Genomic DNA, 12581 nt, shown 5'->3' on the forward strand with positions numbered 1-12581 from the left:
TTCCCATGGCTAAGGGAAGAGGTTTTTTTAAATCAGTTAAGGCACTTCCACCACGAACGGAACCGTAAACACTTTCCCGTCATGCTTGAACTGGCCCCAAATCTTATAAAGTCCTTTTTCAGGAAAAATCGTCATGAAGGTAACCTTAGGACCATTCCCCTCGGTTGTCATGGGATGGATATGCAGGTATTTTTCAGCATCCGCACTAATGGCGACCGTGTGGCCCATGGCCCCTAAATAGGGCTGGAGGTTCTTTAGCGGCTTTTTCGTCTTTGCATTGCGGATGGTAAACGTCATGTGAAGTGTCATCTCTGGTATGAGCCGGTCAAAAGAAAGCGTGACCTCTTTTCCATCAACCACTTTGGTCAGCTGCCTGTCCGGAACGAGGGCCTCACCATCAGAATGCTCTCCCACAACCGTGAGCCACTGGCTCTCCACACTGCTATCCCCGCCGCCTTTTGGCGTAAACTCAGCAATCAGTTTGTAATCCCCGCCAGCAGGAAAATCAGTCGCGAAATCAAACTGGCCATTTTTTTTATAATCTGGGTGTATATGAGAAAAATAGGACAAATCCTTGCTGATAATAAATAAGTGCATCTTCTTCTCGTGAACTTTTTCAAAAGAGGTAATCAGCTGATTGGATGAATCTTTGATTATGATGGAAAGAGGAGTATTCATATTTGTGTTAACGGGTTCAGGTATTTCCCATTCTGCGTTCGTCGGCACGGCATCAACTGGACTGGCACTCATTTTATGGTCCATCATGGTCTTGGGGACCTTTAACGAATTACAGGCGGGAAGCAGGATCGAACCTGCTAGAATGATAGCCAAAATCAGATGTCGCATAAAACTTCTCCTTTCCAATGGGTATTCATTCCTATACTTTACATTACCTTTTTGTGACAGAGCAAGAATTTTTTTGTAATAACTTTAGGCGTGTGAAGGGAAAATAATGATAATATAAACATAACGGGGAGGGTAAGAAACTTTTTTTCCCAAAAACCGTTATATATAATGAGCCATTTGTTTCGGAAGGACTATGTCGAAGGTCATATCTATTAATTAGTGGAGGTATTGTTCATTTGATACCGTTATATTTATTGCACGTGACAGCAGTCGAACATAGCGAGGGATTGCTTGGCATGTTTGTCTGCATCAATCTGATTGTGGTCACGTCTGGAATAGTGTTTATGTATAGGTTGTTTAAACAGAAAAACGTTCGAGTTCCGGCAATCACATTCGGTATCGCATTGGCAGTGAATTACATCCTTATCGCCATTTTTGGCGACCCGTTTGATTTGCTAGGCTAAAAATGAGAGGAGTGAGTAAATGAAGTATTACCGGTTATGGGTTATTGCCTTTTTATTAAAATTTATCGGTTCGGCCTGGGATGCGTCGTATCATTTTAAATATCTTTTTGAAGAATACTCGATTCCGCATATCGTGAACTTTACTGGATTTGTTTTGGGAGCCTGGCTGCTGTTCAAGGAATGGAGGCAATCCCGGCATATGGATAAGTTATCGCGAAACTTGATTACCATTGGATATGCATTATTCCTAATTGGGATTCCCTTGGATTTTACTTATCATATTGCCTATGGGATTGATCTGACGACATGGAGCCCAACCCATTTTATCTATTATATCGCCACCGATATTATGATCTTTGGCGTTTGGCGCGGCTATTATTTGCATACCCGAGGCGTGCGTCCGACTTGGAAGTCGCTGCACACCTGGTTTGCGATGTTTTTGCTGGAATGCTTCATGTTCCCCAACATGCAGCAGGAGAACGGGGCGATATCCTATGCCCAGTACATTCAAGGGAAATCGATCGCGTCAAAGGAAATTTTAGAATTGATTTCTGATCCAAAATCGCAAATTTTTGGCGGTATTCCTGAGTGGGTATATCCCATTTACTCGGTTTTAATGGCAGGGCTTTTGACGGTTTTTATGATTAAAATATTTCGGGATTACACCCTGCCAGTAATGGCGGCCGGGCTTTATATTCTGATTCGGTTTATTTTTAAAGGAGCCTTTTTCGCCGTCAACTATCCGACATCTTATGTACCGATTACCCTGCTGCTTATACCGTTATGCTATTTTCTGTTTAAAAAGACAAACTGGGCGGCAGGGCTTGTTGGAGGATTAAGTTACTTTCTCGTTTTGTACGCGATTCAACAGTCAGGGCTGCTCGTCACACCTCCCTTGGTGTTATGGGAAACTATACCAACTTTACTTGTTGGTGCTCTTATTCCCGTCGTGGTATCGCGGCTCCATTTTTTGCGGCAGGCCGACCGGCCGCAAACTGTTTCGTAGTTCACCAAGAAATGCCAAACCAAATAGGCGGCCTCCTATGAAGGACGACATGAGGGCAGAGTTACTCGTTGCAATACAAGTGACTCTGCCTTTTTTTATAAAAAAACCAAAAATAAAAACGATGCCTTATTTTAAAGCATCGTTAATTCAGGATATCGGGCCTGTCGTGCGCTGACCAGGGCGCTTACGCTTATGATTTTCAACTTTGGAATTGTCTAGCTCCAGCGCCCTAGCGCCTAGTGTCCTTCGCTCTCCGCCCTACGATAAGTCAACATCGATTCGCCTCCGGCTTATCGTGTTTCCTTTATCCCGTTCAACGGGCAGTAGATTCTCAACTGCCCGTAAGAACCCGATTGGTTCAACTATCAATCAGCGAGAAAAACTTTCGCTGATTGAAGTTTCACCTTATCTCAGTTGAAGCGCTCCACAAGGAAGGCTTCGGAAGCATAGGCATCGCAAGAACAAAAAGCGTTAGCTTTTTGGAGGAGGCCACACGGCGCTGACCAGGGCGCTTACGCTTTTCTTATTAAAAGCACGAAAAAGATTGAATCTGACGTAAACTTATACCGGTATAAATCCATCTAAATCCAGTCCAACGCCAGCCGGCGACAGAGGTTCGGCCTACAAAAATGGGGTAAAACCAAAATTGGTCAAAGCCTCTCAGCCATATATAGGTGTATCTGAACAAGCATCTTGCAATGCCGCCTGGGTCAACTGCAAAAGCGGATACCTGTTCCTGGGGGATAAAAGATGGCGGTGGTGAAGTAGGCGGTCCGGCCTGCTGCCCTTGGCCAGGCGGAGCAAACGGAGGCGGTCCACCCGGCTGCCCTTGGCCAGGTGGTCCAAATGAAGGCGGTCCACCCGGCTGCCCTTGGCCTGGAGGCCCAAACGGAGGCAGTCCACCCGGCTGCCCTTGGCCTGGAGGCCCAAACGGAGGCAGTCCACCTGGCTGCCCTTGGCCTGGAGGCCCAAATGGAGGTTGAAACAGGTCAAATAGTCTGTCAACAGAGTCTTCGTAGTAATAATTCTCATTTAGGAATGGAGATGAGTATAAATAGGATGGTTGGCTGTATGGATCGCTATAATACAGAGGTATTGGTATATGATACATAAATGACGCTCCTTTACTTAATCTCACACTATCCTATTCTTTAGTCATTCACCTATCAGATTGTACTCTTATAAATGTGCATTTACCCATATAATTTTTACCGGAATGCAGTTGTTATTTTGTCACTCACCCTCACTGTTTTCCGTACTTTCCCTTCTGAATGGGCATCCACACAGTCATATAGGTTATTACCTACATATAGTACACATAACAAAAGTAATGATCTTTTGTTATGCCGTTACCTTAAATGAATGGAGGTATAAGTGTGGTAAACTTTTATTCTTTTCATGGCACCGTAACCATGATAAGTGATTTCTATGTAGGTCAAAATGTCGAAGAGGAGGGCTGCTATCAATTAATGTCTGTAGAGAACGGATTAGGAGCACTTGTGAATTTCGTGGTTTCTCCTGACACTTACTTTCTAAACCATGAAGTGGTGGCTGTGGGGGATAATGTGACTGGTTACTATGATGGGAATGCACCCGTTCCGCTCATCTATCCGACGCAATACCAAGCCCTTATAATAGTGAAGGAAAGCCCCTATCAAAATGTTAAGGTAGATTACTTTGACCATCAGCTTCAGAGCAGTGATGGGAAATTACGACTAAATCTATCACCATATACCCAAATCCTATTAAGAAATGGGCAGCCTTTTACCAAAAACCCTGCGAACCGAAATCTCATTGTGATGTATGGACCTGCCACAAAAAGCATCCCTGCCCAAACCACACCCTATAGAATGATAGTTTGGTGTTAAAAGTATAATTGCACCATCAAAAATAATCTACCATTATTTATGGAAACCTCTTCTTGTCACTCCAACGGCGTGAGTAACCAATTTTCGGCCATTTTTGGCTCTCATACCGAAGAGTACCCGAATAAATTTTGTCCGCCGAATCCCTAGATGATAGCAAATCATAATGATGGAAAAAGAGGCCCCGATTAAAAACAGTGCCTTTCCTGCCACCGGTAACGATGAATCATAAAATCCAAACCCAAGCAGCACAATGACCGGCTGGTGGATGACGTAGAACGGCATAGATGCCTCGCTGCCATAGACCAAGAAACGGTTTGAAGCCGTTAAATACCGACCGGCAAGATAAAAGATGCATAATATCCAACTCCAGCAATTGACCGTTCGAATGGCATAAAAGATGATATCTGCGTAGGAGCCAGGTTTTGGACTCCCCATCATAAACCAGGAGATGTACACAATAGAAGTCACGATCGCGAGACTAAAATGAACTGGGATGGTCTTTTTAACAACCGTTTTAAATTCGCTGTCTGAGAAAAAATAGTACCCATAAACAAAGAAAACCAGATAAAAAAGCAAGTCCCATCCGCCAAGGTTCACTGTTTTAATAGGGCCGATGAGAACAAGAAACAAGGGCAGAACGAACAGATGAAGCGGCTTAAAACGGCGTTGCCTGTTTATTTTTTTAAATAAAGGAAAAGTAAGAAAAGAATAGATCAGAAGCACTAGCAAGTACCATAGATGTAAGCCGATAAAGGCGAAATTTCCAGTTCCTCCGATACTTAAATAAACCCCGTCAAAATAATGGGGGATAAATTCCAAGAAGGACCCGCTAAATTGGTTGTGAGTCAATCTCTCGATAAAAACCTGTGGCGGGGACAAAATAAACACCCCCAACAACAAAGGCACCCCAAGCCTTATGCACCGCTCCTTAAAATAGGCATCGGCCGGCCGTTTTTGCAGGGTATAGACAACACTGATTCCTGATACAGCAAAAAAGAGGGGCATAATCCAAGAACTTGTAAAAAGTGAAAATACCAAAATACCAGAATGGTCCAGCTGATTATTTTTTACATGCCACGGCCAGGGATTGAAAAACATCGAGCAGTGATATAGAAATACGGCAAGTGTGGCCAGTACCCTTATCCAATCTAAGTCGTACTGCCGTTGAGTCATCTTTTTCTCCATAAATCACCTCATTATACAAATTAACCCAGTAGGTCTAATTATCTAGCAAAAAATGGTTTTTGACAATAATGTGAAACCAGTCACACATAGTGCAAAAAAGTGACGAACGTCACAATTTTATCGGTCATGTGAGATTACAATATAGCTATAGAGAAAACCAATTAAATGACAATGACGTGATTATATATAAAGGAGTGAACCAGCATGAAAAAATTAGTGATGATTGGAAACGGTATGGCTGGTGTAAGAACCATAGAGGAAATCTTAAAGCTGGAACAAGAACAATTTGAAATCACCATTTTTGGACAAGAACCACATCCAAACTATAACCGAATTAAACTATCAAACATCCTACAAGGCGATACAAGCTTTGAGGAAATCATTATTAACCCCTTGGACTGGTACAAAGAGAACAATATTCATTTGTACACAGGTGAATCCGTGGTGAAAATGGATGTCGAATCCAAGACGGTCATCAGTGATCAAGGCCGCGAAGTCGCTTACGATGAGTTAATCATTGCCACTGGATCCAAATCGTTTATCCTGCCAATTCCTGGTGCGGACAAGCAAGGCGTCACTGGATTTCGAGACATCCAAGATTGTGAAATGATGATCAAGTCAGCCAATCACTACAAAAAGGCTGTGGTCATTGGCGGCGGGCTGCTCGGTTTGGAGGCAGCAAGGGGGCTGTTAAACTTGGGCATGCAGGTCGATGTTGTGCATTTAATGCCGCATCTGATGGAAAGACAGCTTGACCCCATTGCCTCCACCATGTTGAAGACAGAACTGGAAGGTCAAGGCATGAACTTCTTGATGGAAAAAGAAACTGTCGAAATCTTGGGCGACGAGCGTGTCACTGGCTTACGGTTCAAGGACGGTTCAGAAGTGGAAGCAGACCTAGTGGTGATGGCGATTGGCATTAAATCAAATGTGGAAGTAGCAAGAAACAGCGGCATTTACGTTAACCGCGGCATCGTCGTCAACGACTTTTTAGAAACAAGTGTGCCGCATGTATATGCCGTCGGAGAATGTGCTGAGCACCGGGAAATCGTCTATGGTTTGGTCGCGCCTTTGTATGAGCAAGGCAAGGCGCTGGCCAGCCGGATTTGCGGAAAGGTAGGAGAACCTTATGAAGGTTCTGTTACGGGAACCCAGTTAAAAGTGGCCGGAGTTGACCTTTATTCCGCAGGAGAAATTTTTGAAGATGGTACCTCCACCAAATCCATCATGATTTATAATGAGTTTGAGGGAGTTTATAAGAAAGTTTTAACAAGAGACAACCGGATTGTCGGGATTGTCCTTTATGGAGATACAAAGGATAGCACAAGGTTGTACCGTTTGCTTTCGAAAAAAGAAGACATCAGCGGCACTTCCGTTTTCCAAATGGGCAATAACACGGAAGAAACGGACGATATTGCCTCCATGCCAAATGACGAACTGGTCTGCGGCTGTAACGGCGTGACCAAAGGTACAATTGTCGAAGCCATCCATACACAAGGATTGACTACGCTCGACCAAGTGAGCCATTGCACCAATGCCGGCCGCTCTTGCGGACGATGCAAGCCATTGGTTAACCAGATTCTCGCCCATACCCTTGGCGACCAATTTGATGCAGCGGCTGCACAAAAGACAAGCATTTGCGGCTGTACGACATTAAGCCGTGAAGAATTAGTGGCTGAAATTAAGGCAAAAGGTTTAACCAGCGTCAAAGAAGTCATGAATGTGCTGGAGTGGAACAACGAGGAAGGCTGCACCAAATGCCGTCCGGCGATTAACTACTATCTCGGCATGATTCACATGGATGAGTACAAGGACGACCGCGATTCCCGTCTGGTCAATGAAAAAATGCATGCCAACATCCAGAAGGACGGAACTTATTCCGTTGTGCCAAGAATGTACGGCGGCGTGACTACCGCAGCAGATTTGAAAAAAATTGCTGAAGTAGCTGAAAAATATGAGGTACCTTTAGTAAAATTAACTGGAGGACAACGGATTGGCTTGTTCGGCATCAGAAAAGAAGACCTGCCAGACGTATGGGAAGACCTCGGCATGCCATCCGGTTATGCGTACGGTAAAACATTAAGGACAGTTAAAACTTGTGTCGGCGCGCAATTCTGCCGCTATGGCACACAGGATTCCATGGCACTCGGCATTGAACTTGAGAAGAAGTTCGAGCGTCTGGATACTCCGCATAAAGTGAAAATGGGTGTATCTGCCTGCCCAAGAAACTGTTCCGAGGCCGGAATTAAGGACATCGGCTTCGTTGGCGTCGACGGCGGCTGGGAGATTTATGTGGCAGGAAACGGCGGGGTGGATCTCCGTGCCGGCGATTTGCTAACGACTGTTAAAACCCAAGAGGAAGTCATGGAAATCACCAGTGCCTACCTGCAATATTACCGTGAAACGGCCAACTATTTAGAGCGTACTTCCAAATGGCTCGAACGTGTCGGGTTGGATCATGTGAGACAAGTTCTGGGTGATCGAAAAACAGTGGAAGCTCTAAACGAGCGGATGGATCAAACGTTGAAAAAATATAACGAGCCTTGGACCGAAGCAATTGAAAACGAAGAAATTAAAGATAAATACTATAGCAAGCATACAATTAAGGTCGGAGAGTGATCACAATGGTGCAGACGATAACAAGGATTCCAGTAGCCAACCTTTCGAATCTAAAGGCAAGGGCAGGATATGCCATCAAAATTGATGACAAAGAGATTGCCTTGTTTAAAACCTCCAAGGGTCGAATTTTTGCCTTGGAAAACCGCAGCCCACATCCCAAGGGAGGAGTCCTTTCGGAAGGGCTGGTCAGCGGAGAATTTGTGTATTGCCCGGTTTATGACTGGAAAATTTCTTTAGTCGATGGACTTGTGCAGGCTCCTGATACAGGAAAAGTACGAACTTATTCTGTGGATATAGTCGATGGCATTGTATTTATAGTATTATAGTGAAAAAGCAGAAGCACTCTAGTCGCTAGGGTGCTTCCGCTATAAAGACGGACAACAGGGAAGGATGGCTGCAAAGATGAAACCAGGGAAAGTGTTTTTAGTTGGGGCAGGGCCGGGGGATATCGGTTTAATTACCGTAAAAGGCTTGGAAGCCATTAAACAGGCGGAAGTGATCTTATACGATCGGTTGGCAAATCCAAAACTGTTGGAGTTTGCGCCTGTGGGTTGTGAATTGATATATTGCGGCAAATTGCCGGATCGCCATACGTTAAGGCAAGAGCATATCAATGAACTGTTGGTCGAAAAAGCCTTGGAAGGAAACATCGTCGTCCGGTTAAAGGGCGGTGACCCGGGTGTGTTTGGCCGTGTCGGGGAAGAAGCGGCAGCCCTTGCTGAAGCAGGTATCTCTTTTGAAATGGTTCCCGGAATCTCATCGGGGATTGCAGCCCCGTTGTATGCAGGAATCCCGGTTACCCATAGGGAGCATGCTGAATCGTTTGCGGTGGTAACCGCCCACGACAAATCACAGGATGGCCGCCCGGTTCTCGACTGGGAAGGCCTTGCCCGCGGTGTTGATACGATCGCATTTTACATGGGAGTAAAAAATTTGCCGTTCATCTGCGAAAACCTGATAAAATACGGGAAACCGTCCGATACGCCGGTGATCCTCATCCAATGGGGCACGTTTGGCCGGCAGAAAACGTTGGAGGGAACGCTGGCGGATATTTCAGAAAAAGTAGCAGCGGCCAAGTTCAGCAATCCTTCGATTATCCTTGTCGGGTCTGTTATTTCACTAAGGGAAACGATCAGTTGGTTTGAGAAAAAGCCATTGCACGGCCGGCAAATCCTATTGGCCCGGACCGGCACCAGTCCTAGTGATTTGGCCAAAGAGCTAATGAACCAGGGAGCGGATGTGATAGAATTCCCTAAATGGAACAGGATTTTGGTACCGGTTAATCAAAAACTGATCGACCGGCTGCCAAACTATGAAAAAGTGTTGTTTACTTCTCCGGAGAGTGTAGATGAATTTTTCCTTGCCCTCAGAAACCATAAAGTGGACATTCGCCAATTGACCGGTGATGTTTACGGCATCTCCAGAAAAACGATGAATGCCTTAGAGGCACGCGGGTTCCTGCCGAAGTTGGCAGCGGAAATGCCGGCAGAAGGAGAATTAATGGTTGTCGGTGACGATACCAGCTTGCAAACCTATCAGGAGAAGTCAGCCGACTTATGGGTGACACACCAAAAGCAGATGGACCTTCAATATGGGCCAATTTTTAAAAGAATGCTGGGAGAAGCTCATGTGAATACAGTCATCTTCCCAAGCAGCGCCTCTGTGGAGCCGTTTTTGGAGGGGCTTAAGAGTTGCGAAATGGATTCTGGCGAGTTTTTGCATGATGTCCAGGTGGTTAGTATGGGAAAACAAACGTCAGAAGCGGTCGTCTCCGCAGGTCTCCCATCCAATGGTATGCCGGAACAGCCAACTAAGGGTGCGTTAGTTCAATTTTTAAGCGGGGTTGAATCATGAGCTCGTATTATCCGATTATGCTGCGCCTCGAAGGAAAAAAAGTAGTGGTGGTAGGCGGCGGTAAAGTCGCGGAGCGAAAAGTCAAAGGTCTGCTAGGGACGGGAGCCCATATCACCGTGATTAGTCCGGAGGCGGGGGAAAATATCCAAAAACTTGCGGTTGAAGGAAAGGTCACTTGGCACGAGAGGCCGTTTGAGCCGGCAGATACGCAAGGAGTGGATATGATGTTTGCCGCATCCAATGATTCACTGATTAATCAGCTCGTAAAGGATGCCTGCGGGCCCCGCCAACTGGTCACTATTGCTGATGACCCGGACAGCTCGGATTTCCACGTGCCAGCCCGCATTAATCGCGGCCGATTAAGCATCGCTATTTCTACCGGGGGTGCCAGCCCCACCCTTGCCAGAAAGATCCGCCGACAATTGGAAGAACAGTTTGATCCTGATTATGGAGACTTTCTCGAATTTCTTTTTTTGAAACGGCAATGGATTTTAAGCCATGTAGAGGATCCATCCTTAAAAAGCAAGCTGCTGGAGGCGATTACCGGTCCGGAATTTCTCGACAGTCCCGATCGCGAGGCCGTATTTAAGAAATTATATAAAAAATGGACTTAAAGCAGGTACCAGCATTTGTCTGGTGCCTTTTTTTTATCGGCTAGGAAAAGGTACATTCTAAACTTATCAATCTCTGTTCGGTGAAATGTTCGTAATAAAACCAGTGAGATATTCTTATTCGGGATGGACTCAGCTGCCAATGAATTCTCCTGGTCTTAACGACAAAATATAGCCGGGCACTATTAAAACTGTCGTTAATAAAGCTTATAAGTAGAAACTATTTGATAGATAAATAACAAACTAATCTTTACTGTATTAAAATTTACTCTCAATTCTTCATCCGCTTGATTAAAACCCTCTTGCCTTCCCTTTTGGGCTATCATTCGGCTGTTTTGCGGATCTCCTCTCCGTTATCTGAAGCTACTTTTATAAGAGGAATAGTTCCTTTTCTAACCCGAAGGATAAATTTACCTATTTTTAAAAATTTTTGATAAAAATAGTTTCTTTTTTGAAAGCTGTGTTATATAATACAAAACGAAGCGAGTTACTGTATTATAACAAAGGGGTGAACTGGTAAGTGTCGACGCAAACAAGGGGTATTGAAGTAGTAGGGGCTCTAAAAGCCCAGTATGACGAGATTTTGACTCCTGAAGCACTGCAATTCATCGAAGAGCTGGAACGGACATTTGGTGCGAGAAGAGTGGAACTGTTACAAAACAGAAAGAAACGCCAGAAGGAAATCGATAAGGGCAAGCTGCCAACTTTCCTGCCGGAAACCAAACATATTCGCATGGGGGATTGGACGATTGCTCCGCTACCCGAGGATCTGAAGGACCGGCGTGTGGAAATCACCGGGCCAACCGACCGGAAGATGGTCATCAATGCGCTAAACTCCGGTGCCAAACTGTTTATGGCAGACTTCGAGGATGCCACATCGCCTACTTGGCAAAACGTAATCGAAGGCCAAATCAACCTGCGGGACGCCGTGAGACGGACGATCAGTTTTGAAAATCCGAACGGCAAAAAATATCAATTGAACGAAAAGACAGCTGTACTAATGGTAAGACCGCGTGGCTGGCACCTCGAAGAAAAACATATTTTAGTAGACGGGAAGCCGATCTCGGGGAGCCTGCTCGATTTCGGACTTTACTTTTATCATAATGCAAAAGAATTGATGGCCAGAGGTTCAGGTCCCTATTACTACCTGCCAAAGATGGAAAGCCATTTAGAAGCCAAGCTTTGGAACGATGTATTTGTTTTGGCGCAGGATAAGCTGGGTGTGGCCCAGGGGACGATTAAAGCAACTGTCCTCATCGAAACCATCATGGCCGCCTTTGAAATGGATGAAATCCTTTATGAATTAAAACAACACTCGGCTGGTTTAAACTGCGGCCGCTGGGATTATATCTTTAGCTATTTGAAAAAACTGCGCAATCAACCGGACGTGATCCTGCCGGACCGCTCCCAAGTGACGATGACGGTACCGTTCATGCGCTCGTACTCTTTACTTACGATCCAAACCTGCCATCGCCGCAAGGCACCGGCTATGGGCGGCATGGCAGCGCAGATTCCGATTAAAAATGACCCGGAAGCCAATGAGGAAGCATTCGCAAAGGTGCGCGCCGATAAAGAACGCGAGGCCCGCGATGGCCATGACGGCACGTGGGTGGCACACCCTGGCTTAGTTCCAGTCGCCATGGAAGTGTTCAACCGTGAAATGCCGACGCCAAACCAAATCCATACGGCAAAACAGCAAAAAATTACTGTTACAGCTGAGGACTTGCTTGAAGTCCCAGGGGGAACAGTAACGGAGCAAGGGGTCCGCACCAATATTAACGTGGGCATTCAGTATGTCGCTTCATGGCTATCTGGAAGAGGTGCCGCCCCAATCTACAACTTGATGGAGGACGCCGCCACGGCTGAAATTTCTCGGGCCCAACTGTGGCAATGGATCCGCCATCCAAAAGGCGTCTTAAATGACGGCCGGAAGGTAACCTTTGAAATGTATCAGCAATTTAAGGTTGAAGAATTGGAAAAAATCAAGCAGGAAATGGGAGAGCAGGCCTATGCAAACGGCCGGTTTGCCGATGCCGCCGAACTGTTCGACCGGTTAATTGTAAGCGATGAGTTTGCCGACTTCTTAACCCTGCCAGGTTATAAATTAATCTAATTTTAAAAAAATAAT

11 protein-coding genes are annotated in these 12581 nt (G+C 45.4%); 9 read left to right on the forward strand and 2 right to left on the reverse strand.

What is annotated here, in order from left to right; translation table 11 throughout:
- Positions 1-36: 36 nt before the first annotated feature.
- Positions 37-846, reverse strand: a complete 810-nt coding sequence (locus tag ACY8D0_RS22875; protein ID WP_462412756.1) for a DUF8832 domain-containing protein — start codon at positions 844-846, stop codon at positions 37-39.
- 236 nt (positions 847-1082) lie between these two features.
- Here ACY8D0_RS22875 and ACY8D0_RS22880 point away from each other — a divergent pair, with 236 nt between their 5' ends.
- From ACY8D0_RS22880 to ACY8D0_RS22895, 4 genes are all read left to right on the forward strand, one after another.
- A complete protein-coding gene (locus ACY8D0_RS22880; protein WP_462412757.1) occupies positions 1083-1310 on the forward strand; it encodes a hypothetical protein in 228 nt (75 codons plus the stop codon).
- Between the two features lie 19 nt (positions 1311-1329).
- The gene (locus ACY8D0_RS22885) at positions 1330-2316 is read left to right on the forward strand and encodes a hypothetical protein (RefSeq protein ID WP_462412758.1); all 987 of its coding nucleotides are present in this window, start codon (positions 1330-1332) and stop codon (positions 2314-2316) included.
- An 846-nt stretch (positions 2317-3162) separates the two neighbouring features.
- Positions 3163-3429, forward strand: a complete 267-nt coding sequence (locus ACY8D0_RS22890; RefSeq protein ID WP_462412759.1) for a hypothetical protein — start codon at positions 3163-3165, stop codon at positions 3427-3429.
- A 263-nt stretch (positions 3430-3692) separates the two neighbouring features.
- On the forward strand, positions 3693-4184 hold the full coding sequence (locus ACY8D0_RS22895; protein ID WP_462412760.1) for a hypothetical protein: 492 nt from the start codon (positions 3693-3695) through the stop codon (positions 4182-4184).
- 33 nt (positions 4185-4217) lie between these two features.
- On the opposite strand, the gene ACY8D0_RS22900 is transcribed toward ACY8D0_RS22895, so the two are convergent.
- Positions 4218-5369, reverse strand: coding sequence for an acyltransferase family protein (locus ACY8D0_RS22900; protein WP_462412761.1), 1152 nt, complete (start codon positions 5367-5369; stop codon positions 4218-4220).
- Positions 5370-5573: 204 nt separating this feature from the next.
- Here ACY8D0_RS22900 and nirB point away from each other — a divergent pair, with 204 nt between their 5' ends.
- The 5 genes from nirB (at position 5574) to aceB (ending at position 12566) form a co-directional block, all read left to right on the forward strand.
- The gene (nirB, locus tag ACY8D0_RS22905) at positions 5574-7988 is read left to right on the forward strand and encodes a nitrite reductase large subunit NirB (protein WP_462412762.1); all 2415 of its coding nucleotides are present in this window, start codon (positions 5574-5576) and stop codon (positions 7986-7988) included.
- Between the two features lie 5 nt (positions 7989-7993).
- A complete protein-coding gene (gene nirD / locus ACY8D0_RS22910) occupies positions 7994-8314 on the forward strand; it encodes a nitrite reductase small subunit NirD (RefSeq protein ID WP_462412763.1) in 321 nt (106 codons plus the stop codon).
- 76 nt (positions 8315-8390) lie between these two features.
- Entirely contained in the window at positions 8391-9842 is a 1452-nt protein-coding gene (cobA, locus tag ACY8D0_RS22915; RefSeq protein ID WP_462412764.1) for a uroporphyrinogen-III C-methyltransferase, read from the forward strand.
- Positions 9839-10456 carry a precorrin-2 dehydrogenase/sirohydrochlorin ferrochelatase family protein gene (locus tag ACY8D0_RS22920; RefSeq protein ID WP_462412765.1) on the forward strand — a complete coding sequence of 206 codons (618 nt, stop codon included), beginning with the start codon at positions 9839-9841 and terminating at the stop codon, positions 10454-10456. Before cobA ends, ACY8D0_RS22920 begins: the two co-directional genes overlap by 4 nt.
- 517 nt (positions 10457-10973) lie before the next feature.
- The gene (gene aceB / locus ACY8D0_RS22925) at positions 10974-12566 is read left to right on the forward strand and encodes a malate synthase A (RefSeq protein ID WP_462412766.1); all 1593 of its coding nucleotides are present in this window, start codon (positions 10974-10976) and stop codon (positions 12564-12566) included.
- Positions 12567-12581: the final 15 nt, after the last annotated feature.

Source organism: Neobacillus camarae (assembly GCF_054950115.1).

What these genes read in the sequence shown, in the direction of transcription:
- ACY8D0_RS22890 (WP_462412759.1), top strand. Translation starts at nt 3,163, where the DNA reads ATGAAGGCGGTCCACCCGGCTGCCCTTGGCCTGGAGGCCCAAACGGAG.
- nirB (WP_462412762.1), top strand. Translation starts at nt 5,574, where the DNA reads ATGAAAAAATTAGTGATGATTGGAAACGGTATGGCTGGTGTAAGAACC.
- ACY8D0_RS22920 (WP_462412765.1), top strand. Translation starts at nt 9,839, where the DNA reads ATGAGCTCGTATTATCCGATTATGCTGCGCCTCGAAGGAAAAAAAGTA.
- nirD (WP_462412763.1), top strand. Translation starts at nt 7,994, where the DNA reads ATGGTGCAGACGATAACAAGGATTCCAGTAGCCAACCTTTCGAATCTA.
- ACY8D0_RS22885 (WP_462412758.1), top strand. Translation starts at nt 1,330, where the DNA reads ATGAAGTATTACCGGTTATGGGTTATTGCCTTTTTATTAAAATTTATC.
- ACY8D0_RS22900 (WP_462412761.1), bottom strand. Translation starts at nt 5,369, where the DNA reads ATGGAGAAAAAGATGACTCAACGGCAGTACGACTTAGATTGGATAAGG.
- cobA (WP_462412764.1), top strand. Translation starts at nt 8,391, where the DNA reads ATGAAACCAGGGAAAGTGTTTTTAGTTGGGGCAGGGCCGGGGGATATC.
- ACY8D0_RS22875 (WP_462412756.1), bottom strand. Translation starts at nt 846, where the DNA reads ATGCGACATCTGATTTTGGCTATCATTCTAGCAGGTTCGATCCTGCTT.